Genomic DNA, 23,136 nt, shown 5'->3' on the forward strand with positions numbered 1-23,136 from the left:
TGCGCCGCGTCTTGTTTGGCGTGGTCAAGCCCGGAGTGCCAAGAGTCATGACGACCAATGCCTGGCGGCAAGAAAGCGAAACGCCGTCGCTTTCCGAAGTTTTCCGCACCATCGCGGTTGGGAACGGTGGCACCAGCCGGTTCCGCCGGTTCCTCGCCTTCATTGGTCCCGGCTATCTGGTGGCAGTGGGCTATATGGATCCCGGCAACTGGGCGACCTCGCTCGCGGGTGGTGCGGCCTTCGGCTACACGCTCCTCTTCGTCGCCTTGCTGTCGAACATCATGGCGATCCTGCTGCAGTCGCTGTGCGCCCGGCTGGCGGTCGCCTCGGGCCGTGATCTGGCGCAAGCCTGCCGCGATGCGTTCCCGAAATGGATGTCGATCCCACTCTGGATTTTTGCCGAACTGGCGATCATCGCCACCGATCTGGCCGAGGTGATTGGCACCGCCATCGGCCTGAACCTCTTGTTCGGCATTCCGCTCGAGATCGGCATCTTCATCACCGCCGCCGACGTGTTCCTGATATTGTGGCTGCAGAACAAGGGGTTCCGCTGGATCGAGGCGCTGATCATCTCGCTGATGGCGCTGATCGCCGCCTGCTTTGTCGTGCTGATCGCGCAGGCCGATCCGGTCTGGGGCGAGGTCATCGCAGGCTTTGCCCCAAGCCGCGAGATCTTCAACAACCCGACGATGCTCTACCTCGCACTTGGCATCATCGGGGCGACAGTCATGCCGCATAACCTCTACCTGCATTCGGGCATCGTTCAGACCCGCGCCTTCGGGCTTGATCTTCCGTCCAAACGCGAGGCGCTGCGGCTGGCGACATGGGACAGCACCATCGCCCTGATGTTCGCGCTGACGATCAATGCCTCGATCCTGATCCTTGCCGCCGCAGCCTTCTACACCGTGGGGCAAAACGATGTGGCCGAGATCGATAAGGCGCATCTGTTGCTTGAGCCTTTGCTCGGCTCGTCGCTCGCGCCGGTCCTGTTCGGCGTGGCGCTTTTGTGCGCGGGGCTGAACTCCACTGTAACCGCCACCATGGCCGGGCAGATCGTGATGGAAGGTTTCATCAACCTGCGCATCGCGCCTTGGGCGCGGCGGCTGATCACCCGGGGCCTTGCCATCATCCCGGCGATCTTCGTGATCCTGCTCTACGGCAGCGGTGGTGTGGGGGAGCTTTTGATCCTGAGCCAGGTTGTGCTGTCGTTCCAGCTTCCCTTCGCCATCGTGCCTTTGGTGATGTTCACCGCCAGCCGCGCCAAGATGGGCGAACTGGTCGCCCCCCGCTGGTTGACCGGCCTCTGTTGGCTGATTGCGGCCCTGATCATCGTGCTGAACGTGAACCTGCTGTCGACCGTTCTTCTGGGCTGACACTTCACTCTTCGGTGAAGGTGTGATTTCCGGCTTGTAGCTCAAGCTACTTGAGGGGTTATTCACAAAGAATTACGGAGTGGGTGGCGGATGCGTTTGACAAGACTGCAGAAAATACTCTGGGCGGCGGCTGGGGCTGCCATGCTTGCCTATGGGGTGCTGATGGTTTTGCCAAGCCGTGTGCCGGTGGAGACGGAGGCCGCCTTTCGACCGTCCTTTGCACTCCCGGATGCAGCGGGGCTGCAGCGAACGTCCCAGGACTTTGCGGGCAAACATCTGCTTGTCTTCTTCGGTTTCACGAACTGCCCGGATGTCTGCCCGACGACCCTCGCAGAGGTCGCGCAGGTCATGGACGAACTTGGGGACGATGCCGACCTCGTGCAGCCCCTGTTCATCTCCATCGACCCCGAGCGGGATCGCAGGCTGGGGCTGGCCGAGTTCACGGCGGCGTTCCACCCGTCGATCATCGGGCTTGCCGGAGACGAGGCGCAGACCCGCGCGGCGGCGGACAGTTTCCGCATCTACTTTGCGCGCGAAGACGACGCTGCGGCCCCTGACGGCTACACCATGTCGCACAGCCCGGCGCTCTACCTCATCGGAACCGAGGGTGACTGGCTGCGTCAGTTCACCTATGGCACGCCCGCCGCAGACATCCTTGCCGACCTTCAATCGAGATTGTGAATCCCATGAAAGCCCTGATCCTGTTCGCTGTCCTCGCCCTCCCTGCAGCGCCCGTGCTGGCCTGCGAGACATTCACCCTTGGCGACCTGACCATCGAGCATGCCTGGTCCCGCGCCACCATCGGTGCCGACCGGCCGGGGGTGTTCTATGTCGAGATCACCAACAACGGCAGCGCGGATGATGCGCTTGTCGGCATCACAACCTCTGCGGCCGGAATGCCGATGCTGCATGAAACCGTAGTGACTGATGGCATCGCCTCCATGCCGCACGCAATGTCGATCCCCGTTCCGGCAGGTCAGGACGTGCAACTGGCCCCCGGCGGCTATCACGGGATGCTGATGGGCCTGACCACGGCGCTGAAGGACGGCGACAGTTTTCCCTTGACGCTGACCTTCCAGAACGCGGGCGACATTACCGTTCCCGTCGAGGTATTGTCGATGCGCGCGGAGGGGCCGGATTGCGCACACGCCGGGCAGTGATCCTTGGCCTTGGCGGGGTCGTCGGGTCCGTGGCCTTCATGCTGGGTCTTGGCGCATTGCGGACGCGGGACGTTGCGCCGACCGATCCGCTGTTGCCCTTGCCCGTGACGGCGATGGACTGGACTCTGACCAACCATCGCGGCGCGACCGTCACGCCCGCAGACTGGATCGGGCGGCCAGTGATGGCGTTTTTCGGCTTCACTTTCTGTCCCGACGTCTGCCCGACCACCCTGATCGACATCTCGGACTGGCTAGAGGCGCTTGGCCCTGACGCAGACCGGCTGAATGTGGTGCTGATCTCGGTCGATCCCGAACGCGACACGCCCGCCGTTCTTGCAGACTACCTCTCCAACTTCGATCCGCGCATAGTCGGTCTGACCGGATCACTGTCCGAAGTTCAGAAAGCCGCCGCGGGTTTTCGGGCCATGTTCGAAAAGCTGCCGCGGGACGGCGACTACACGATGAACCACACGGCGGGGGTGTTTCTGCATCATGCTGACGGCCGCTTTGCCTCGATCATCGATTTCCACGAAGACCGCCGTTTCGCGATAGCGAAAATCCGCCGTATCCTGACCTGACCTGCAAGGAGCTCCCGAATGCCGATTCTGAATCGCCGAACATTGCTTATGTCCACTGCGACGCTTGCGCTCACCGCGTCCTTGCCGTTGCGAGCCGAAACGTTGCCGCCGATCCACGTTGCCAAAGGCACCGGTTGCGAATGCTGCACGGCATGGGTGGACCACTTGCGCGCCGAAGGGTTCTCGGTGACAGAGGAAGAACTCTACGGGATGCTGCTGATCAACTACAAACTCGACAACGGCATTCCGCAACGCATGATCTCGTGCCACACCGGCAAGATCGAGGGTTACATGATCGAGGGTCATGTCCCAGCCGCCGATATCCGCCGACTGCTGCAAGACCGCCCCGATGCCATCGGCCTGGCTGTTCCGGGAATGCCCTATGGCTCGCCTGGCATGGGGGACGAAACCGCGCGCGAGGCTTATGACGTTTTCCTCATCGCGCGCGACGGGACCACTAGCGTGTTCACGTCCTACCCGGCGGCTTGAGTTTCGAACAGTTGCGCTCCTTTGCGTGGTTGATGCACGTTGTTTCCTTCAGAAGTCCGTCTCCACGTAGACCCCCGAGCAGTCGTAAGCGACTGCCGCAGCAGTTGCGCCGTTGTTCATGAACAGCCGCGGCGACAGGAACTGGGTGTTGGCAGGCAGGTCGGTCGTGATCTCCTGCTCGAACACTGCGCCGGAAACCTCGTCGACCACCCGCACCCAGGCCGAGCTGCCATTGGGCGGTGCTGCGATGAACAGGGACAAAACGCCGCCGGTGGCGATGGCGAAACTCGCCCCCATGTCCGTCAACGTCGGCGCGCCGGTGCCGTCGTTTGCCACCAGTTGCCAGCGGGTGTGGGTGCCGCGCTGGAAGCCGATGCCGATGCAGTTGATGGCGGTGGCCAGCGTCAGCGTTGTGACCAGCGCAGCCGTCGATCCGTAAAGCCCGAAGAACCCCATGCCAGTCGCCTGTAGGGTTGTCAGCGAAATCCGCGTGACGAAGGTCCAGCCACCAAGCCCCGTCGCATTGCCGCGCCAGCAGGCCCAACCGGCAGAACGCTGCTCGGCCGCCGAATCCACCACCGCCGCCGAGGTCAGCCGCCAGCGGCGCATGCTGGCGGCAAGGTTCGTTGCGGCCAGCGTGGGGGTGGACACGGTGCCGACCGAGGTAATGGGCAAGCCTTCGCTGGTGATCGTGGTGGTGACCGAGGGCGACCAGTTGGCGATCCGGTTGACCCCGAAATTTGGCTGGAGCGGGAAGTCCCGACCAGACGGGCGCATCACGTCGATCCACGGGGCCCCCGCCCGGTTGCGGGCATAGACGGCAGCCTTGCCAGTGGGCGGCGCGCTGGGGGCCGCGCTGAGCCCGGGCAGTATTGTCGGCTGCGGCAGTTCTACCTGGCCGCTGGTGCGGTCGATCCTGATTGCATCGAAGAAGGCCGAGCCGTCCGGACCCTTCCGGTACGCAGAAGGTCGGCTGTAAGAAGGTCTCGCTCGGCATCGACGTCCGGGGCGATGCGGTGCGTCAGGCCCCACTTGATACCCGCGTCGAAACTTGCGGTACCGACATAGACCTGCAGCCCACCTGCGACCTAGGTCGGCACTCGCCAGAAGCGGGCGTGATGGCGCTGGCGAAGACCTTCGGCCGGAACAGATCGTTCAAATCCAAAATCCTGTGGCCAGCCATTCCAAAAGATCGGTGTGATCGGAGCCGTGTCATAGGACCGGTCCAGCCATGCCGCTACCGCAGCCCGAGAAATCGTCCGAAGCGTGGGCCGGTCCGCCACTTGCCACCCAGCTGCGGTCACGATGTCCAGAAGGGCCGCGTCATCTGACGCGAAGAGAATGATGCTGACAGGTTCCTGGGGGGTGCCGATGATGCTTTCGGTGCGGGCCGGAAGCACGCCGTCCTGCAGGGCCTGTTCGACGGATGAGTTAAGCTGGACCTCCGCCCTGGGCGCCACCAGCCGCAGGGTCTCGGGGTAGTCCACCACGACCAGCCATACGGCTGCTGCAGAGACCGCCACTATACATGCGCTAATCCAACGCAACCGAGTTCTTTTGGGGGACGTTTCGATTTTATGGCGGCTGGCGCGACCCCAATGTTCGGCGGCGAACATGCCTGTAATCGCCCAGAGCACACCGACGACATAACCGTTCAGGACGTCGCTCAGGAAGTGTTCGTCGAGATATAGGCGGCTCAGTCCCACCAGGAACACGAGACTGGCGCAAACCAGCACCCAGAGAATGTCGCGCCCGATACGTTCGCGGACAAGAACGTAAGTCACGAAGATGCAGAATGCCGCAATGGCCGCACTGTGTCCGCTGGGGAAAGAATAGCTGCTCTCCGAATAGACCGCGAAGTTCGATCTGGCGCGGGCAAACACCAGCTTGAGCACCGTGACGGTGATCTGGTTTCCCGCGAGCACAAGCCAGAGGGCGGGAATATACGCCCGTCGATCCCAGACCCACATCATCGCGGTCGCGGCGAGCGCCATGACCACGATAGCGCGCCATTGGCCCACTCCAGTCACGATGCTGAAGAACCGGATCAACGTGTCATCACGGAACCCGTAGAGCATATTGGCCAGACGGGTATCCGCCTCGACGATCGGTCCGCGGCCGACGAGCTCCAATGCCAGTTCGGCATAGAGGCCAAGAAAATAAAGGAATGTGAGCGCGAGCAACGTCGCTGGCAGCCCCCAGAAAGTTTGGAGCGACACTCGGGCGGCTGGAGTGCCCCCACTGAAGTGGTCCACCAAGTGGGATAGTCTTATCCCGATTTCAGGAGGACCAAGAGATGGCTGGAAAGCGAGACAAACCGGAAGAGATCGTGCTGAAGCTGCGGCAGGTTGAAGTTCTGCAAGGACAGGGCAACTCGATCGCTGATGCTGTTCGGCAGATCGGCGTAACGCAGCAGACCTATTATCGATGGCGCAAAGAATATGGTGGCATGAGCCGTGATCAGTTGAAGCGGCTGAAGGAGTTGGAGATCGAGAATACACGGCTCAGGCGTGCCGTGTCGGACTTGACGCTGGACAAGATGATCCTGACCGAGGCCGCCCGGGGAAACTTCTGAGCCCTTCCCGCCGTCGTCAGTGCATAGATCATGTGCGGCAGGCCCTTGGCGTGTCTGAGCGCCGGGCTTGCCGCACCCTCGGGCAGCATCGTTCCACGCAGCGCAAGGTTCCCTGTGGCCTGCCGGACGAAGAGCAACTGACCGATGACATCATTGAGCTGGCGCGAGAGTTCGGGCGCTATGGATATCGCATGATCACCGGGATGCTGAACAACAGCGGCTGGCATGTGAACCATAAGAGGGTCGAACGGATCTGGCGGCAGGAGGGGCTGAAAGTCCCGCAAAAACAACCCAAGAAGGGACGGCTCTGGCTGAATGATGGGTCGTGCGTCCGGCTCCGGCCAGAACGCCCAAACCACGTTTGGTCCTATGACTTCGTCCAGGATCGAACCCACGACGGGCGGACCTTCCGCACCCTCAATATCATCGATGAGTTCACGAAGGAGGCCCTTGTCATCCGCGTCAAACGCAAGCTCAATTCAACCGACGTGCTCGACGCTCTGACTGACTTGTTCATCTTGCGCGGCCCACCCGCGTTTATAAGGTCCGACAATGGCGCGGAATTTATCGCCAAGAAGGTGCGCACCTGGATTGGCGCGGTAGGCGCCAAGACGGCCTTCATCGCACCAGGATCTCCATGGGAGAACGGCTATTGCGAAAGCTTCAATGCCCGCTTCCGGGACGAGCTTTTGAACGGCGAGGTCTTCTATACGCTGCGAGAGGCCCAGATCCTGATCGAGAGATGGCGGCGCCACTACAACACAGTCAGACCGCACAGCGCTCTGGGATACCGGCCACCAGCACCCGAAAGCATCGTCCCAATAGACCAGAGGCCGACCATGCACTAACATTCACACCGGACCACTCGATGGGGGCAGACCAAGTCCTATTGGATGTGATCACCCAGGCAAAAAATGAACTTTTCTTGGTAAGTTTTGTTGCAGGAGATTGGCAGCGGATCATTGAGGAACTCAAAAAAGCTCACCAACGCGGCATAACTATTCAGGTCTTGTTAGAGGCTTCCAAAGCAGATGGCGGCACATTGGACCATGACCAATCCAGAGAACTTCTCAGGGCCGTTCCAAATGCGAAAATTTATCGCTGGTTGGAAAAAAGCACTGAGCACCATGGCGGGAAGGTCCATGCGAAGATCGCATTAGCTGATGATAAAATGGCATTTATCAGTAGCGCGAACTTCACAGGTCATGCAATGGAAAAAAACTTAGAGGCTGGCCTGCTAGTTTCGGGTGGACACGTGCCGATTGACCTTAAGAAGCACTTAAAGGGACTTATTGAACTGAATGTAATTTCTGCGGTTGGCTCGTAGAAGCGTAAAAAACCGCAAGCGGATGATGTCACAGCCTTTCCCTTGGAGAAGCCGCGTGTGGAAGAGGCCCTGAGTGGCAACTCACCACCACCATCCCCGTCAAATGCCAGACTGCCGCCATCATGATCCCCATATTGAAGGCAAACTCGTTGGCGCAGCTCTGCTTGAAGAACTCCCCCTCGAGGAACATGCAGGACCCTTTGCAGAGCTGAACGACGGGGCATGACATGCATTCATCTCGGAAGGCAAAATGCGTTGCGGTGTCGAGCGCGATGGCGTCGAAGTCGGCGACGTGGCCGATCTTGTGCGCCCCCTTGGCCCCGGTATTCTGGCAGGTCATGACGTTCCCGCGCAGATCAACAGCGATGGCGTCCGGGCTGTCCATTCCGCATTTCTGGCCCAGGGCCTCGATCGGCCGCCGACGCTGGATCGAGGAATAGAACTCGTTGATGCGCTCCCCAAGGCCGAAGGCATTCGGGTCCTCCGCCAGCGCCTCGAAGATGGACCGCGTCAGGCTATTCAGTTCCGCGGGTTCGAACCGCCCTGTCCCGATTGCGGTCGCTGCGTCATAGACATTCACCACGCCCTCGAGCCCGACGAAGATGTCCGGCCCGACCTTTTCGGCGAACCAGGCCTTGAGCGCCCGAAGGTCGTGATGCTGGCGCGTCAGAACCGCGTTAAAACCGGTCTTTTCGGGGCGATCGGCCAGCAGGGTTTGGATCCAGTGGCTCTTGGCAGGATCGTCGAACGGATCCGGCCCGCGCAGATGCTGACCGGGCCCGTCATGTGAGATCGTGATTTCAATGTCGTGTTCGGCGATGAAATCCAACTTTTCGCAGGAGAGGAGCGAACCGTTCGTGACGATCGAGAAGCGCGCTGCCGGGAAGCGCTCTGCCAGCGCCGGGATCAGGCGCTTGATCTTGGCCCAGTAAAGGAAGGGTTCACCGCCCCAGAGCTCGATCTTTTCCGGGGCGTCGGTGATCCAACTGTCGAGCTGGGTCAGGAAGTGCTCGACATCGGCCAGCTTCGAGACCGTGGCATCGGCGATCTGGAAGGCCTGACTGCAGTAGCTGCAGGAATAGTTGCAGGAGAGCCCAAGCTGGATTTTCAAAACGCGGGGTGCGCGAGATTTTCCGAGGGGCTTGTCTTTGGCCACGCGCGGCACTGGCGCGAAGATTCCCGGTTCTACCGGCAGCGGCAGCCCCTCGCATTCGGAGGTGTGCGGGTTGTAGCGCACGTGATGGCGGCAGCCGTCACGCGCTTCCAGCGTCAGATCGAACCACATCAGTCGAACAGCCTTTCTTCGATTGCGGTGGGCAGGGTGACGCGGAAGTTCGCGACGACCTGCACATGGGGCGTGCTCCCCTCGTAGGGGTGCTGGTTGTGAGGAATATGAGAGGGGAAGAAGACCGAGAGTCCCGGCCGCGGGTTGACTGAATAGCCGTGACGGCTCTCATGGGGCAGTCGCCCCTCATCGAAGTACCGCGACGGATCCTCGATCACGAAGCGCGGGGTGCCAACACTGTTCACCGGCTGGCCCGCCCCACTGCCGGTCAGGAAGTGGACGCAGGTCAGCTCGCCCTCGCGGCTGTCCTTGTGGGTTGAGATGAAGCCACCAGGCTCAATGACGAGGGCACGGTTTTCGCAATGATCGGAGTCGAGATATCGAGCCCAGGGGCCGAGGACGGCACGCGCGCAGGCAAAGAGATGGGCCTTCAGCGCCTGACCAGCTTCGCTCCGCTCGAGAATGCCACGCACCCGGCGTTTGGCAGCGCTGAGCGGACTAGCGCCGCCATCTCCGCCAACCGCTGCCATGGCCTCATCCGCGAGCTGGCGATTGACCTCCCAGTCCACCGGAGCCTCAAAAAAACTTACATGGGTGGGCCAGAGCGCAAGGTTTGTCTGCTGCACTTCCATCGTCAGCACCGGCAGGCGCAGTTGCAATTGAAGTAAGCACGGTTTGCCGTAACGGAAACTGCCCCTGTGGTTCCACCTCCCGAGAGGCTGGCGACATAACAATTGGCTGTGCAATTGCAGTTGCCGCCTCCGCTGCCGCTGACGGCTGTAAAAGGCGATCCCGTTGAGGGAGTGCCGTTAGCGACAGTGACGGCGGTGATGTCACCGGTGCCAATCGCTGGCTTGTTGGCGATACGAGACCAATCCACAAAGCCGCTGTCGTCGATCACGATCGTTGTTCCGACCTTATAGGCCATGGCTGCCTCCTTGCGCCTGATGGGCCAGGATCTCGGAGAGACCGGCCTTGCAGTGGGAATTGGGGAGATCGAGGGAGCACAGGACCGGAATACACATCCGTTCCTCGCCATCGAAATAGGTGCTGTCATGCGGCACATGCCCCTCGAAGACGAGCATGGAGCCCGTCCGAGGCTCGACCGCATACCAGCCGCCGACATAGGCCTCCGGGTTGTTGCAGGGCCACAGCCGCTTGCCGACATTGGCCGGATCGTAAAACCGCACCGCCCCGCGATGGAGCGAAGTCTCGGGGCAATCGGCGTTCAACACCACCCGCGGGTAATAGGTGCAGACGATGTCGGTCTGGATATGGGTATGCGCGTTGATCCCGACGTTTTCCCGCGCGGCACGGCGCTGCCAGAAGGTGTCTGACATCATGGCGATCTCGCCGGTGTGGTCGTAGCCATAGGCCAGTTGCAGGTATTCCCGCACGGCTGCCGCCACCATCTGCGCCAGCACCGCAATGGCCGGGTCCCGCCGGTCAATCAGGAAGTTGTGCCGCAGATGCCCAAGATGGTTGGTCTGATCGCCGACATTGCGGCCGTCGCCCGCCTCCCGGATGCGATTATCTTCGGCATCCTCGGCCGCCAGCGCGTGGAGGCGGTCATTGAAGCCATCGGGCATCTGCCAATGTTTGTGCAGGACAAAGCTTGGATAGATCAGCTGGAATTCACTCGTGGTCTGAATTTCCATCAGGTGACCTCCAGCACGATTTTGCCGATCGCGGTGTAATGCTCGGTGTTGAGCTTCACGGCGATGCGGTCGCCCACGGAAAGCCCCAGCGCCTCGATGGCAAAGCAGCCCGTGCCATCAGCGGCAGTGATCAGACGGCGTTTCGGCAGATAGCCCGCGTCGCTTTCCAGTTTCAGCGCGATGGCATGGGCAAAGGCTGAACCATCCGCGTTCCACCTGAGCGCGATAGGCACATCCACTCGCTCACCGGCTGGCACGGTGGCAGCCTCTAGGCCCTGGGCGTGGAAGTAGAACTGCTTGTACCAGAGCCCGTCCTTTGGGATGGTCGCATCGTCGACCGTGCCTGCTTGCACTGTGCCGTTCAGCAAGATCGGCGGGATCTGACACAGGACCTCGATCCGGGCCTGATCGAAGGGCACCACCACAGGCAGAAAGACCACCAGCGCGTTCGAGATGCCTTCGAGTGCCCGGTACCGGAACGAGGTGTCAATTTTTTCGCGGGCGGATCGGGCAAAGCGGTTCCGCCAGGAGAGCGGCCTTCCGTCAGCGCCGACAGCCATGTCGATCAGCGCGTGATCGACGATTTCATCATGACCCCGCATGCCGGTTGCAAAGAGACCAGATCGGCCCTTGTAGATAGCCCCCATCGGCGCGTCAGGGAGGTCCGGGACAAAACATTCGTTGTGGGCCAGATCCACAAAGCCCGCTTGATTGCCAAAGGCAGGCCGCGCCTCGAGATGCGGCAGAAGATCGGCCCAGAGCATGACCCCGCCCATGCCAGTTGCCGTACCAGGGTTTGCGAACTCGAAGACAGCAATCGAGACATAGTCTGGTTTGACATCGACCGCGTAATGGCGCGGCACTCCACAATTGGTGATGGCATAAAGTCCGGTCGCGATCATGGGACGCCCCCTTTCAGCTGATCGACCTCTTGGGCAAGGTCCTTGATGGCCTCGATGAGGAGGCCCACGAGATTGCCGTAAGCGAGGCGCAGCATGCCTTCGGCCTCAACCACGGCTTCTGGCGCGACGGCCTGCACTTGCTGCGCGATGAGGCCCATCTGCCGCGCATCACTGCCCGCCATGGTGAAGGTGACGCCGGTCAGCGCTTGCACTTTGGTCAGCGCATCCGCGATGGGCGCGATGTCGGATTTCAGCCGCGCGTCCGAGGATGAGACGAAGTTCGGCGCGGTCACCGTGCCGGTGAAGGTCGCCCCTGACAGAAGCGCGAAGGCGCTTGCATGCGCTCCATCAAGCAGATCGGCATCAAGGCCGGACCCCGCGCCATCCTGCGCAGTCACCTTGGCGAAGATCTGGGCGTCGGTGAGCGCGGCCGACGTGACATCGACGATGCTTTCGACTCCGCCCGTAGCCTTCTTGAGGTAGAGCTTGCCGTCGGTGACATTGACGGCGAGTTCCCCGGCAGCCAGCTGCGCCGTGGTGGGCACGCGGCCTGCTACTGTCGTGCGCTTGACGAGAAGCGTGTTCGGCATGGTCAGAACGTGCCCCCGTCGAGCGCGATCCCGTCGATCGACCCGCCGGTGATCGCGACGCTGTTCGCGGCTTGCGTAGCGAGTGAGCCAAGCCCAAGGTTGGTGCGCGCCGTGGCCTTGTTCGGCAGATCCGAGAGGTTCGAAGCGGCGGAGAGCTTGCCCGCCAGCGCGTTTGTGACCGTGGTGGCGAAGTTCGGATCGTCCCCGAGGGCCGCCGCCAACTCATTCAGCGTGTCCATCGCGCCGGGTGCGGCATCGATCAACGCGCCAATGGCGGCGGCCACGAAGGCGGTCGTCGCGATCTGGGTCGTGTTGGTGCCTGCAAGGGCCGTGGGCGCCGTCGGTGTTCCGGTCAGGGCGGGCGAGGCCAGTGCCGCCTTGGCATCGATCGCGGTCTGCAGGCCGGTGACCTGCGAGATCGCATGGCTGTGGGTCGAGGGCGGAAAGCTGGTGGGCTTGCCGGTAATCCCTGCCCAGGGTGCTGCATCCGCCACCTCTGCCGCATCGACCTTGCCGTCCGCATCTGTGTCATAGGTTGCGGCCAACATGTCACCGGGGCCGAAGTCGACAATGGCCTGCTGAACGAAGGCGGTCGTCGCCACCTGCGTGGTGTTCGTCCCCGACAGCGCGGTCGGCGCGGTTGGCGTGCCGTTAAGCGCAGGCGAGGCCAGCGGTGCCTTTACATCAAGCGCGGCCTGCAGCCCGTCCACGTTTGCAATGACATGGGCATGGCTGTCATCGGCCACAGCGGCGGTGATCGTGACATTCGCGGAGCCGTCAAAGCTGACGGATCCGGAGAGATCGCCCGCTAGCGCGATGGTTCGGGCAGTTGCAAGCTTGCTTGCCGAGACCGCGTTCGCCGTCGCGCCGAGCTTGGCATCAAGCGCGCCTTGCAGGCCGGTGACGTCAGCAATGGCGTGGCTGTGGCTGAGTGCCGCTTTCGCGGCAAGGCCGGCATCCAGTTGCGACTTGCGTACGAGATCGGTCGCGGCACTGGCGTCCTGGGCGGATTTGGGGACGAGAGAGAAGGTCTTGGACCCGCCCACGGTCTGCGTTCCCACCAGTGCGAGAAAGCCGCCGCTGCCAGCCACCGGAACAATTGAAGTCGCATTACCCGCCCCGTCATCGCCCTTGCCGACATAGAGCGTGTCATCGACCTCATTATGGGCAATCTCGCCAGATTTGAGCGCAGCAGGCGCGCCTGCCACGCCCGAGACGCGGCGTTTGAGTTGGATCGTATTGGCCATCAGAAGAAACCTCCGTTGATGGGAGCGTCGGTCGGAAGAATGGTGATGCCGGGCGCGCCCTGATCACCCTTGTCGCCTTGCGGGCCGGTTGATCCCTGCGGTCCCGGCTGGCCGAGAATTCGGATCCCGATAGGCCCTGTGGCAAGGCGCAGCGCGATCGGTGCTTCCGAGGTCACAGAGATGCGGATCGGCCCCGTGAACGATCGCAGGTCCAGCGCTGTCGCCATGGCTCAGAGCCCCCCGGAAACAGCGAACCTTGTCACCGGCAGGGCCACCGGAATTTCCAGCACGAAGCCGAGGTGCCGGTCTGGTTCGAGATCGGTGCGGACCAAATCGAGGACGACGCCACCGGGCGCGAGGCTGGCGGTCACCGCCGGCGCCAGAACAATTTCCAGCGTGCGCACGTCCACGCGCAGCACGCTGCCCGCCGCAGTGGAGAGTTCTGCCACCACGGTCGCGGCGGTGATCGCGCTGCGCACTTGGCCCACAAAGCTGGCCTCCTCGGGGAAGAGATCAGCCTCGGCCTGCAACTGCAGCCGATATTCGTAGCCGATCAGGATGACCGGACCTTCTTGGACTTGGACACTGCTCATGGTTGCCACCCGCAAAGCTGCGCGCCGGTCTCATTGTGGGCCAGTATCTGCCGTGCCGTGCCCTCGCTTAACTGGTCAGCCCGCGACGGCCGGATCGGCTCTGCCCAGTCGCAGCCGGAGATCACGCCGGGATCAGTCGCGCATCCAGCGGTCAAGACGGCGATTACGCTCAGCCGCAGGCAAAGCTTCAATCTCATGGTGAACCTCTCGGGATATGCGCAGCCCGCGGATGCGGGCCTCGGCTGCACGAATGGCAAACTCTGCCTCGGCTGCATGGCGCCCCTTGCGTTTGGCAATGCGCAGGGCAGAGCCCAGGATCAGAATGAGGGCGGCCCACAGCGCAACGCGCTGGCCAAAGGCCGAGGCGAGCCGTCTGACGATGGCGATCATGGCGTCCGCCCCGTCCGGTGGTCCTCGATCCGGGCTGCGCGGGCTTTCCAGGCCAGCACGATGACCGCAAGGAAGATTGCTGCCCCAAGGAGTGGCATGACGACCGGGGCATGGCTTCCCAATCCCAAAAGATCCAAGAGGCGCGTTGCCAGATCACGTCCTTCCTCGGCCTGTCCAACGAGCGGTGCGACATCGCTGATAGCGATGCCAGCATAACCTGCGGCCCCAAGCGCTATCTGGGCGTTTGACGCCGCCAAGATACGCGAGCCCTCAGGACTGCCCGTCGCGCGGTCGATCGCCACCGACCTCGGGCGCGCCGTGGTCAGGGCGTCGGTCAGCGCCACATCGATGATCGGCACGAGGGCAAGGTCGTTGTCATGCCGGAAGGCCAGAATGGCAGCGCGGGTGCGCGGCCCGATCTTTCCATCGATTTGACCCACCTCGTGATAGCCGAGGTCCTTCAGACGTCTTTGCACCGCCTCGACGGACAGCATCACGCTCGGCGCGACATTGCCTGCACGGCGCACCCCGAGAAGCTTTGCGACCGGATAGCGCTTCACATTGACGGCGTCGTCTTGGTTGCCGCCGAGGCCCCAGACCCATTGACCCTCAATTCGGTCGATGAAGAACACATGGCCCTGCCAGCTCGAAGTCCCGCGCGGGATGATCCCGATATCGCCAGGCTGCGCCTCCGCGATCTCCACCGGCACGCCCCAATCGAGATAGGAGCGTGCAGTCAATTGCCGGGTCGAGCGGATCCCCGCCCGCTCGAGGCAATGCCCGACAAAGGCCGCGCACCAGGCCACGCTATCATGCTCGACCCAGTCATGCCCCACCGAGGCATACATCTCCATGATGACCGGATTGTTCTCGGGGCCCGGGCCCTCGGTCGTGCCGATATACCCTCGGGCAATCTCACAGGGCGTCATGCTGCTCTCCCCTGCAAAAGCAAAACGCCGCCCCAAAAGGGACGGCGCCAGGTGGTGGTGGTGAAGAAGTCCGCGTCGATCAGCGGCTTATTTCCTGCGGCAAAGCCAGGCCGTCAGAACGGCCTCGGCGCCCCGCGGTCCGAGATAGGCCAGTGTTGCCACAAATCCTGTGCTCACGGGTTGGGTGAGGCCCATGTAACTCGCCGCAGCATCACCAATGAGCGCCATGCCGACGGCGACGGGGATTTCCCACAAAAGCTCCTTGCCGAAGAAGCGCCGCCGCCCGAGCTTCACCTCGCCTGAATGATACATCAGCCGCCCCGTGAAGGCCCCGATCAGCGTGGTGACAGCCCCTCCGAAGATGCTGTGCAAGGTTTCCAGAAAGCCCGGCTCGGTCATGGGCACCTCCTCGTGAGTGCGCGCAGCCTCTTGCGACTGCGTGACTTTGGTCTATATATCGACCTGTTTTCAGACCTGATCAGGTGAATGCCATGCAGCGCATCGAAGCCCAGGCCGCCGTCAGCGTGTCGGACTTAAAAAAGAACCCTTCCCAGGTGATCGCGCAGGCAGGCGGCGAGGCCGTTGCGGTGCTCAACCACAACCGCGTCATGGCCTATATGGTCCCCGCCGCGCGCTACGAGGCGATCATGGACCATCTCGACGATCTGGATCTGGCCGAGATCATCCGGCGTCGCGCGGATGAAGACCCGGTTCGGGTCGGACTCGATGAGCTATGAGCTGCAGTTCCTGCCTTCTGCCCTGAAGGAATGGCACAAGCTTGGGGCCACGCTTCAGATCCAGTTCAAAAAGAAGCTGCGCGAGCGGCTGGCGCGCCCCCATGTTCCCGCCGACGCCCTGCACGGCATGCCTGCCCACTACAAGATCAAGCTGCGAAGCGCCGGCTATCGTGTCAACGGCGGAGTAAAAATGGGCCAGGGGGCGGCGCAAAATTGGGCCACTTTTGGTTTGCGCGGGACGCGTGTGATGGGCGGCGGCCAGTCAGCCGCGCTCACCGTGGAGCTGGCGGGTGACTGGCCGCCCTGGACCGCCAGGTCCAAGTTTGGGCTTTGGATCAGGTGTGGTCGCCGGTCTTGCGCGCGCGGCTTTGCGCGAGGCGATAGCTTTCGCCGTTCATCGCGACGATGTTGACGTGGTGGGTCAGCCGGTTCGAAGAGCGCGCCGGTCAGGCCGGTTCGGCCTGGACGGTCAGAAAGACAAATTCGGGGCTTAGAACCTCGGTGAAGCCATGGTTCAGCTCAGCATCCACCGTCAGGCTGTCACCGGCGCGCATGGTCATGGTCTGCTGGCCGTAGCGATAGACCGCCTCGCCCGCGATGACCTGCACGAACACGACGCCATGGCCGACATAGCTGGGCGGCGGCCCGGCGCTGCGCAAAAGCGTCACCAGACGGGCCTGAAACCGCAGATCCTTGCGGGCGTGGATCGCAAGGTTGATGTAGTCGTGGCGGTGATCCTCGGTGATCCGCGTCGATTTCAGCCCTTCGCCATGGCGCACAAATGTGAAATCGGTGTGATCGGTCGAGGCTTGCCGGAACAGCGAGACGATGGGCACCTCCAGCGCCTCGCCCAGGGCAGCCAGTGTCCCGATCGAAGGCGAGACAAGACCGTTCTCGATCCGGCTGATCATCGCTGCAGAGACACCGGAGAGATCGGCCAGCGAGCGCGCGGAATGCCCTCGCTGAAGCCGAAGTTCCTTGAGGGCCGTGCCTATGGCCTTGTCGATGCGCTTGCCGGGGGGCGTGGGATCGGTCACCGTCGCGGTCACTCCGTCTTGTAGTAGCCAACCACGTCGCCCTCGGTCGTGACCCCGAGACCGTTCAGCAACCTGTTGACATAATTGAAATATCCAACAATCTGGTTGATCTCGAGTATTTCGCCGTCAGTCCAGCCCGCGCTGCGCAACGCCTCTACATCTTCGCGCGTGATCTGGCCCGGCGTCACGGTCAGGCGTTCGGCATAGACCATCGCGGCCAGTTGCGCGCCGTCAAAGGCATCTTGCGGGCGGCGGGCCAGTATGGCGGCCTCGATCACATCGGCACGGGCGTCGTCGCCGATCAGGTGGCGCGCGTTCGACCAGTGGTTCGCGTAGGAATAGGGGCAGTCGTTCAGCGTGGACACGTAGGAACTGATGACCTCCTGAAACCACATCGGCACGGTGTTGGACGGGTCGTGCAGGCAGGCGCGATAGAGCACGACATGGCCGTTCATCGTGCTGGGCCGCAGCGAATGCACCCGCATGACGTTGTCGACCGTACCATGCGGCGTGCGCGCGAAATCGAGCGCAGCCTTCAGCGTCTCGTCGGCCTCTTCATCCGACAGCATCTTGATCCATGCAGACATGATCGCTCCCTCCCGCATGCCGTTGTCCAAGCCATGTGCGACGCTTGCGCCCTGCCGCGCCGCACAGATTTTCATTGACGATGAATTGCACCTTGCGCAACCTTATTCAACAGTGCGCAACGCGATCGGGGGCGACGTCATGTCATTCAGGATAGGTCCGTCACGGCCACCCGAAGGCTTCGGTCAGTGCGCATGACACAGGCCGCGCCGATCGGCTTGGAGCTGAATGTCGGCGGCCAGATGGCCGGGAGCATGAGCGTCGAAGTCGAATTCCTGACAACAGCCTCGGACGGGATCGTCACGGCGCTGCCGACAGGCACTGTCAACGTCACCATCTCGGACATGTCCTGCCCTATGCGGCAGCCCGACCCGAAAGCATAACGCCAGCCATGCAACGCTATTCCCTTCTGTCCCTGCTGCGTCACGGTCTGAACCGGCACACGACCTGGGCACCCGCATGGCGTAGCCTGCCCCTGCGCGAGCGCTATGAGGTCATCGTGATCGGCGCGGGCGGGCATGGTCTGGCCACGGCCTATTACCTCGCCAAGGAGCATGGCATCACCGATATCGCGGTGCTGGAAAGCGGCTGGCTTGGCGGCGGCAATATCGCGCGAAACACGGTGACGATCCGCTCGAACTACATGCGCGACGCCTCGATCCCGTTCTACGTCAAATCGGTCACACTCTACGAGCAGATGACCCGCGAGCTGAATTTCAACACGATGCATTCGCGCCGCGGCATGATCGATGTGATCCAGACCTGGGGCATGATGCGCGATCGGCGCAGGCGCCAGCATATCATGGACCTGCACGGATCGACCTATGAACAGATCACGACGGCAGAGTTGCGTCGGCGCATTCCAGCGCTGACCGGCGGCGGGGCCGAGGCGCGGCTGCCGATCCTTGGCGGCTTTGTCCACCCCGAGGCGGCAGTGAACCGCCATGACGCGGTGGCCTGGGCCTATGCCCGCGCGATCAACGCGATGGGCGGCGAAATCCACCAGCAGACGCCAGTCACCCAGCTGATGCGCGGCCCGGACGGGCGGATCGCGGGCGTGGTGACACCGCGCGGCGTGATCCGCGCGCCAAAGGTGGCGGTGGCCGTGTCGGGCCATACCACGACGCTGACGGAAACCGTGGGGCTGAAACTGCCGCTGCGCACCATGAACCTGACCGCCTTCGTGTCCGAACCAGTGCAGCCGCTGATCGACGTGATCGTGAATTGCCCCGATGCGGGCTTTTACCTGAGCCAGTCGGACAAGGGCGAGCTGGTGATCGGGGGCGCCCCCGATCCCGGTCAGAGTTTCCGGCGCGACATCAAGCAGACCGTGTTCGAGGACACGGTCTCTGCGATGCTGTCGCTTTTTCCGGCCTTCAAGGGGCTCAAGATGTTGCGGCAATGGGGCGGGCATCTGGACATCGCGCATGACGCCTCGCCGATCCAGGATGAAACCGATGTACCGGGGCTGTTTGTCACCGCGGGCTGGTGGGGCGGCTACAAGGCGATCCCGGCGGGTGGGCTGACGCTGGCGCATCTGGTGGCGACAGGTCGGCCTCACCCGCTGATGGCACCATTCTCGATCAAGCGGTTCCGGCATCTGGATTACGTCATGGAATCCGGCACCACCACCGCCCGTTAGACAGGACGCGCCGCCATGATGCTGATCCCCTGCCCGTTTTGCGGCCCCCGCACCGAAAGCGAATTCACCTATGGCGGCCCTGTCCGCCCGCCCCGCCCCGATCCCGCCAGAACCACGGATGCGGAATGGGTGGCCTGGTTGACCGAGGTGCCCAACCCGCTGGGCCCGGTGGAGGAACGCTGGTGCCATCTGCGAGGCTGCGGCAGCTGGCTGACGCTGTGGCGTGACACCCGCACCCATGCCATCGTGGGAGGGCCGCAAGATGCAGGGTAACCGGCTGTCCAGAGGCGGACGGATCGATCGGACCCGCCCGCTGCGTTTCACCTTCAACGGACGCGCCTTTACCGGGTTTGCCGGCGACACGCTGGCCTCGGCGCTTCTGGCCAACGGTGTTCGGTTGACTGCGCGCAGCTTCAAGTACCACCGCCCACGCGGGATCGTGGGCGCGGGCGTGGAGGAGCCGTCGACGCTGGTCGAACTGCTGGGCGAAGACGCCTCGGGCAATCGGCCCGCCACGACCGTAGAGCTGCGCGAGGGGCTGGCGGCACGCTCGGTCAATTGCTGGCCCTCGCCCGGCGTCGATCTGGGGGCGGTGGCGCAGCTGGCAGCGCGGTTCATCCCGGCTGGGTTCTATTACAAGACCTTCAAATGGCCGAACTGGCACCTCTACGAACCCTCGATCCGCAAGGCGGCCGGGCTTGCGGCGGCACCCAAATCGCCGCCGGCGGGCGGACGCTACGAGACCCGGTTCGCCCATGCCGATCTGCTGATCGCAGGTGCGGGGCCGGCCGGTCTGATGGCGGCCCTTGTTGCGGGGCGGGCCGGTCTGCGGGTGATGATCGCCGACGAGGGCGTGGAACCCGGCGGCGCGCTGTTGTCGCGGCGGCTGTCGATCGGGGGCAGACCCGCATTGGACTGGGTCGCGGCGACGGTTGCCGAGCTGGAGGCGATGGGCAATGTCACGCTCCTGCGCCGTGCAACCGTCTGGGCCTATCGCGAGCATGATTACCTGATGGTGACCGAGCGTGCGCCCGATCGCACGGGGCTGCTGGAACGCACATGGCGGGTGCGGGCGGGCCATGTCATCACCGCCACGGGCGCCATCGAACGCGGGCTCGTCTTCGGCAACAACGACCGGCCGGGGGTGATGCTGGCCTCGGCCGTGCAGAGCTATGTCAATCGTTATGGCGTGGCGCCGGGCAGACGGGCCGTGATCTTTGCCAACAACACTTCCGCCTATACCGTCGCCGCCGATCTGGCCGCTGCCGGGATCGAGGTGGCGGCGATCATCGACAGCCGCAGCGATGTGCCCGCCGAGGCGCGGGCGGCGGTGCCGGGCCTGCCGATCCGGGTCGGGTATGTCGTGACCACCGCCCATGGCGGCCGCAGCCTGCGCGCGGTGACGGTGGCCCCGCGCGCAGGCGGCGAAGCCGAGCGGCTGGACTGCGACCTGCTGGCGGTTTCGGGCGGGTGGAACCCGGCGGTGCATCTGTTCTCGCAATCGCGCGGAACGCTGCGGTACGACGACAGGCTGGCCAGCTTCCTGCCCGGCGATGCGGCGCAGTCGACCTGCGCGGCGGGCGCTGCGGCAGGCGCGATGGAGCTTGAGGCGGCACTCGCCTCGGGCGCGGCGGCAGGCGCCAGCGTCGCTGGCGTGACACCGCCCGACACGCCCGCGGCCCCGGATCTTGCCTATGCCGTTACGCCGCTCTGGCGCGTCGAGAGCGCAAGGGGCAAATGCTTTCTCGACCTGCAGAACGACGTGACCGTCGAGGATGTGCATCTGGCGCTGCGCGAAGGCTACGCCACGGTCGAGCATGTCAAGCGCTACACCACGGGCGGCATGGGGCTGGACCAGGGCAAGACCGGCAATATCAACATCACCGGCACCGTGGCGCTGGCGCAGGGCGTACCAATGCAGGCGGTCGGCACCACGACCTTTCGCGCGCCCTACACGCCGGTCTCGTTCGGCGCTGTCGGGGGCTTGCGCGACGGTCCACTTGCCCTGCCCTATCGCCACACGCCTCTTACGGCGTGGAACATCGCGCAGGGCGCGGTCATGTACGAGGCCGGTGCCCGTTGGCGCAGGCCAGGCTATTTCCCCCGCCCCGGAGAGGCGATGCAGGATGCCATTGACCGCGAAGCCCGCGCGGTGCGCGAGGGCGTCGGCGTCTATGACGGCTCGCCGCTGGGCACGTTCGAGATCAAGGGGCGCGACGCGGCCCGGTTTCTCGATCACATCTACACCACGGTGATGTCGACGCTCGCGCAGGGCACTGGGCGCTATGGTCTGATGCTGAGCGATGACGGGCTGATCTTTGATGACGGGGTCTGTTTCCGCCTCGATGCGCAGCGCTGGATCGTCTCGAGCTCGACCGGCAACGCCGATGCGGTCCATCGCCATATGGAGATGTTGCTACAAACCGACTTGCGGGACTGGTCGGTCTTTGTCACGCCGGTCACGGCACAATGGGCCAATGCCACGCTCTGCGGCCCGAAGGCACGCGAGGTTCTGGCCGACCTTGGCACCGATGTCGACCTTTCGCCCGAAGCCTTCCCCTTCATGAGCCTGCGCGACGGCAGGGTCGCCGGGCTCCCCGCCCGCATCGTGCGGGTCAGTTTCACCGGCGAACTCTCCTTCGAGATCAATGTCGCGCCGCGGCACCTGCCCGCGCTCTGGGACCGGATCATGGCAGCCGGTGCGCCCCATGGCATCCTGCCCGTCGGATCCGAGGCCAACCATGTGCTGCGGGTCGAAAAGGGCTTTCTGTCGCTGGGGCACGAGGTCGATGGCACCGTCGATCCTTATGACCTTGGCATGGGCTGGGCCATGTCGCGCAAGAAGCCCGATTACATCGGCAAGCGCGCGGTCGAGATCCGGCGCGCCGCTGGCAAGATGCGGCACGAACTGGTCGGCATCATCCCCGAGCCCGATGTCCAGATCCCCGAGGGGGCACCTCTGACACCGGGCGGGCACCGACAAGCGAGCGAAGGCTTCGTCACCGCTTGCGTCAAGAGCGTGGCACAGGATCGCTGGGTCGGCCTTGCGCTGCTGGACAATGGCCATGCCCGCCACGGCGAGATGGCGCATGTGCGCCTGAAGGGCGACAAGGTGATCGCGGTGCGCATCACGCGGCCCTGCCACTACGATCCCGATGGCGAAAGGCTGAGGTCCTGACCATGCCCTATGACGTGACCACCACGCGGCTCGACACGCAGGCGCTGTTCGACCTGAAGGGACCAGTGGCCTCGCTGCGCCGCTGGACGGGCCCCGATCTGCCCGCCTTTCCAGACCAGCCGAATACACGGGTGGATGAAGGGGGCCTGAGCCTGATGTGGATCGGCCCCGATCACTGGCTTCTGCGCGCCCCTCTGTCCGAAGAGGCCGCACTCGAGACCCGCCTGCGCCCGGCCGAGGCGCCGGCAGATATCTCCATCGTCCGGGTCTCGGACACGTTGGCCTTCTTCCGCCTCACCGGGCCGGAGGTGGGCGAGATCATGGCCATCGCCTGCCCGCTCGACCTGCACCCCGCGCGCTTCGGCGCGCAGGCAGCCTGTTTCACGGAAGCCTTCGGACTGAAGGCGCTGGTGACGCGCTGCGCGGACGGGTTCGATCTGGCCGTCGAGCAAAGCTATGGCGCGCTCTGCGCCGACTACCTTGCACAGGCCATAGCCTAAACCAGCTTTGGATCCGGAGCTGTACCATGCCGTCCTGCACGCGCAGCTCGAAGACCTGCATGCGCCGGATGGCGGGCGCGGCCACGGGGTGCCCATCGGCCACATCGAAAGCGCCCTGATGCAGCGGGCATTCGATCACATGGCCGTCGAAATACCCGTCGCAGAGATATGCACTCCCGTGATTGCAGAGCCGCGGCATGTCGGGTGGTCCATAAGTTTGCCGGTGCCGGGGCCATATCACGGGCGCCACCGCAGGCAGATACGGCGCCGGAGACGGGAGTGCTCCGTACCATGGGGCCGCCTCATGCCTGCCCCCGTCACGTCGACGATAAGCGGCAACGGGCAGGGCTGGCAAGCCCAT

The 23,136-nt window shown here is 63.5% G+C and carries 30 protein-coding genes and 1 pseudogene; 14 read left to right on the plus strand and 17 right to left on the minus strand.

The genetic code is table 11. The annotated features are described in order from the left end of the window. The first annotated feature begins 47 nt into the window (after window positions 1-47). The 5 genes from AABA51_RS12990 (at window position 48) to AABA51_RS13010 (ending at window position 3,600) form a co-directional block, all read left to right on the plus strand. Window positions 48-1,373, plus strand: a complete 1,326-nt coding sequence (locus tag AABA51_RS12990) for an Nramp family divalent metal transporter (protein WP_338272352.1) — start codon at window positions 48-50, stop codon at window positions 1,371-1,373. A 162-nt stretch (window positions 1,374-1,535) separates the two neighbouring features. Continuing rightward, window positions 1,536-2,054: an SCO family protein gene (locus tag AABA51_RS12995; RefSeq protein WP_338276590.1), complete on the plus strand. Its 519-nt coding sequence runs from the start codon at window positions 1,536-1,538 to the stop codon at window positions 2,052-2,054. A 5-nt stretch (window positions 2,055-2,059) separates the two neighbouring features. Further along, window positions 2,060-2,533 carry a copper chaperone PCu(A)C gene (locus tag AABA51_RS13000; RefSeq protein ID WP_338272353.1) on the plus strand — a complete coding sequence of 158 codons (474 nt, stop codon included), beginning with the start codon at window positions 2,060-2,062 and terminating at the stop codon, window positions 2,531-2,533. A gap of 38 nt (window positions 2,534-2,571) precedes the next feature. Further along, complete coding sequence (locus tag AABA51_RS13005; RefSeq protein ID WP_338272354.1) at window positions 2,572-3,111, plus strand: SCO family protein; 540 nt, start codon at window positions 2,572-2,574, stop codon at window positions 3,109-3,111. 18 nt (window positions 3,112-3,129) lie between these two features. Beyond that, entirely contained in the window at window positions 3,130-3,600 is a 471-nt protein-coding gene (locus AABA51_RS13010; protein WP_338272355.1) for a DUF411 domain-containing protein, read from the plus strand. Window positions 3,601-3,648: 48 nt separating this feature from the next. Here AABA51_RS13010 and AABA51_RS13015 read toward each other — a convergent pair whose 3' ends face one another. Continuing rightward, on the minus strand, window positions 3,649-4,377 hold the full coding sequence (locus AABA51_RS13015) for a hypothetical protein (RefSeq protein WP_338276592.1): 729 nt from the start codon (window positions 4,375-4,377) through the stop codon (window positions 3,649-3,651). Window positions 4,378-4,490: 113 nt separating this feature from the next. Then, window positions 4,491-5,678, minus strand: a pseudogene (locus AABA51_RS13020) (LssY C-terminal domain-containing protein). Window positions 5,679-5,896: 218 nt separating this feature from the next. Here AABA51_RS13020 and AABA51_RS13025 point away from each other — a divergent pair. Both AABA51_RS13025 and drmC read left to right on the plus strand, forming a co-directional pair. Beyond that, a protein-coding gene (locus tag AABA51_RS13025; RefSeq protein ID WP_338272356.1) for an IS3 family transposase occupies window positions 5,897-7,023 on the plus strand; the annotation gives its coding sequence in 2 pieces (ribosomal slippage) (window positions 5,897-6,161 and window positions 6,161-7,023; 1,128 coding nt in all). A 20-nt stretch (window positions 7,024-7,043) separates the two neighbouring features. Further along, on the plus strand, window positions 7,044-7,502 hold the full coding sequence (drmC, locus tag AABA51_RS13030) for a DISARM system phospholipase D-like protein DrmC (RefSeq protein ID WP_338272357.1): 459 nt from the start codon (window positions 7,044-7,046) through the stop codon (window positions 7,500-7,502). A 28-nt stretch (window positions 7,503-7,530) separates the two neighbouring features. On the opposite strand, the gene AABA51_RS13035 is transcribed toward drmC, so the two are convergent. From AABA51_RS13035 to AABA51_RS13090, 12 genes are all read right to left on the minus strand, one after another. Further along, window positions 7,531-8,787 (minus strand): radical SAM/SPASM domain-containing protein, encoded by a 1,257-nt coding sequence (locus AABA51_RS13035; RefSeq protein ID WP_338272358.1) that lies wholly within the window; start codon window positions 8,785-8,787, stop codon window positions 7,531-7,533. After that, window positions 8,787-9,446 carry a hypothetical protein gene (locus tag AABA51_RS13040; RefSeq protein WP_338272360.1) on the minus strand — a complete coding sequence of 220 codons (660 nt, stop codon included), beginning with the start codon at window positions 9,444-9,446 and terminating at the stop codon, window positions 8,787-8,789. Before AABA51_RS13040 ends, AABA51_RS13035 begins: the two co-directional genes overlap by 1 nt. Beyond that, window positions 9,422-9,715: a hypothetical protein gene (locus tag AABA51_RS13045; RefSeq protein ID WP_338272362.1), complete on the minus strand. Its 294-nt coding sequence runs from the start codon at window positions 9,713-9,715 to the stop codon at window positions 9,422-9,424. The genes AABA51_RS13040 and AABA51_RS13045 overlap by 25 nt, the downstream gene beginning before the upstream one ends. Further along, window positions 9,705-10,445, minus strand: coding sequence for a hypothetical protein (locus AABA51_RS13050; RefSeq protein ID WP_338272364.1), 741 nt, complete (start codon window positions 10,443-10,445; stop codon window positions 9,705-9,707). The genes AABA51_RS13045 and AABA51_RS13050 overlap by 11 nt, the downstream gene beginning before the upstream one ends. Continuing rightward, window positions 10,445-11,347, minus strand: a complete 903-nt coding sequence (locus AABA51_RS13055) for a hypothetical protein (protein ID WP_338272365.1) — start codon at window positions 11,345-11,347, stop codon at window positions 10,445-10,447. Before AABA51_RS13055 ends, AABA51_RS13050 begins: the two co-directional genes overlap by 1 nt. Then, a complete protein-coding gene (locus AABA51_RS13060; RefSeq protein WP_338272366.1) occupies window positions 11,344-11,937 on the minus strand; it encodes a tail fiber domain-containing protein in 594 nt (197 codons plus the stop codon). Before AABA51_RS13060 ends, AABA51_RS13055 begins: the two co-directional genes overlap by 4 nt. 2 nt (window positions 11,938-11,939) lie before the next feature. Then, window positions 11,940-13,184, minus strand: coding sequence for a head decoration protein (locus AABA51_RS13065; RefSeq protein ID WP_338272367.1), 1,245 nt, complete (start codon window positions 13,182-13,184; stop codon window positions 11,940-11,942). After that, window positions 13,184-13,411: a hypothetical protein gene (locus AABA51_RS13070; RefSeq protein WP_338272368.1), complete on the minus strand. Its 228-nt coding sequence runs from the start codon at window positions 13,409-13,411 to the stop codon at window positions 13,184-13,186. Before AABA51_RS13070 ends, AABA51_RS13065 begins: the two co-directional genes overlap by 1 nt. 3 nt (window positions 13,412-13,414) lie before the next feature. Then, complete coding sequence (locus tag AABA51_RS13075; protein WP_338276594.1) at window positions 13,415-13,777, minus strand: hypothetical protein; 363 nt, start codon at window positions 13,775-13,777, stop codon at window positions 13,415-13,417. Between the two features lie 132 nt (window positions 13,778-13,909). Continuing rightward, window positions 13,910-14,167: a hypothetical protein gene (locus AABA51_RS13080; RefSeq protein WP_338272369.1), complete on the minus strand. Its 258-nt coding sequence runs from the start codon at window positions 14,165-14,167 to the stop codon at window positions 13,910-13,912. Beyond that, window positions 14,164-15,096, minus strand: a complete 933-nt coding sequence (locus AABA51_RS13085; protein WP_338272370.1) for a TIGR02594 family protein — start codon at window positions 15,094-15,096, stop codon at window positions 14,164-14,166. The genes AABA51_RS13080 and AABA51_RS13085 overlap by 4 nt, the downstream gene beginning before the upstream one ends. Window positions 15,097-15,183: 87 nt before the next feature. Beyond that, complete coding sequence (locus AABA51_RS13090; protein WP_338272371.1) at window positions 15,184-15,495, minus strand: phage holin family protein; 312 nt, start codon at window positions 15,493-15,495, stop codon at window positions 15,184-15,186. Between the two features lie 92 nt (window positions 15,496-15,587). Between AABA51_RS13090 and AABA51_RS13095 the strand changes: the two genes are divergently transcribed. Both AABA51_RS13095 and AABA51_RS17150 read left to right on the plus strand, forming a co-directional pair. Further along, window positions 15,588-15,833, plus strand: a complete 246-nt coding sequence (locus tag AABA51_RS13095; RefSeq protein ID WP_338272372.1) for a type II toxin-antitoxin system Phd/YefM family antitoxin — start codon at window positions 15,588-15,590, stop codon at window positions 15,831-15,833. Then, window positions 15,823-16,245: a type II toxin-antitoxin system RelE family toxin gene (locus AABA51_RS17150; RefSeq protein ID WP_425328813.1), complete on the plus strand. Its 423-nt coding sequence runs from the start codon at window positions 15,823-15,825 to the stop codon at window positions 16,243-16,245. The genes AABA51_RS13095 and AABA51_RS17150 overlap by 11 nt, the downstream gene beginning before the upstream one ends. A 34-nt stretch (window positions 16,246-16,279) precedes the next feature. On the opposite strand, the gene AABA51_RS13105 is transcribed toward AABA51_RS17150, so the two are convergent. Further along, the gene (locus tag AABA51_RS13105; RefSeq protein WP_338272373.1) at window positions 16,280-16,870 is read right to left on the minus strand and encodes a helix-turn-helix domain-containing protein; all 591 of its coding nucleotides are present in this window, start codon (window positions 16,868-16,870) and stop codon (window positions 16,280-16,282) included. An 8-nt stretch (window positions 16,871-16,878) separates the two neighbouring features. Next, complete coding sequence (locus tag AABA51_RS13110; protein ID WP_338272374.1) at window positions 16,879-17,457, minus strand: carboxymuconolactone decarboxylase family protein; 579 nt, start codon at window positions 17,455-17,457, stop codon at window positions 16,879-16,881. Window positions 17,458-17,649: 192 nt separating this feature from the next. Between AABA51_RS13110 and AABA51_RS13115 the strand changes: the two genes are divergently transcribed. The 5 genes from AABA51_RS13115 to AABA51_RS13135 are packed head-to-tail and all read left to right on the plus strand — an operon-like array spanning window position 17,650 to window position 22,775. Continuing rightward, window positions 17,650-17,838 (plus strand): hypothetical protein, encoded by a 189-nt coding sequence (locus AABA51_RS13115; RefSeq protein WP_338272375.1) that lies wholly within the window; start codon window positions 17,650-17,652, stop codon window positions 17,836-17,838. 8 nt (window positions 17,839-17,846) lie between these two features. Then, on the plus strand, window positions 17,847-19,097 hold the full coding sequence (locus AABA51_RS13120; RefSeq protein WP_338272376.1) for an FAD-dependent oxidoreductase: 1,251 nt from the start codon (window positions 17,847-17,849) through the stop codon (window positions 19,095-19,097). Between the two features lie 15 nt (window positions 19,098-19,112). Beyond that, complete coding sequence (locus AABA51_RS13125) at window positions 19,113-19,370, plus strand: sarcosine oxidase subunit delta (protein ID WP_338272377.1); 258 nt, start codon at window positions 19,113-19,115, stop codon at window positions 19,368-19,370. Then, on the plus strand, window positions 19,360-22,275 hold the full coding sequence (locus AABA51_RS13130) for a sarcosine oxidase subunit alpha family protein (RefSeq protein WP_338272378.1): 2,916 nt from the start codon (window positions 19,360-19,362) through the stop codon (window positions 22,273-22,275). Before AABA51_RS13125 ends, AABA51_RS13130 begins: the two co-directional genes overlap by 11 nt. Window positions 22,276-22,277: 2 nt before the next feature. Next, complete coding sequence (locus tag AABA51_RS13135) at window positions 22,278-22,775, plus strand: sarcosine oxidase subunit gamma family protein (protein ID WP_338272379.1); 498 nt, start codon at window positions 22,278-22,280, stop codon at window positions 22,773-22,775. Here AABA51_RS13135 and AABA51_RS13140 read toward each other — a convergent pair. Further along, complete coding sequence (locus AABA51_RS13140) at window positions 22,657-23,136, minus strand: Rieske 2Fe-2S domain-containing protein (RefSeq protein ID WP_338276596.1); 480 nt, start codon at window positions 23,134-23,136, stop codon at window positions 22,657-22,659. The genes AABA51_RS13135 and AABA51_RS13140 overlap by 119 nt on opposite strands.

Origin of the sequence: Roseicyclus marinus (genome assembly GCF_036322625.1) — a bacterium.
Classification (GTDB): Bacteria; Pseudomonadota; Alphaproteobacteria; order Rhodobacterales; family Rhodobacteraceae; genus Roseicyclus; species Roseicyclus marinus_A.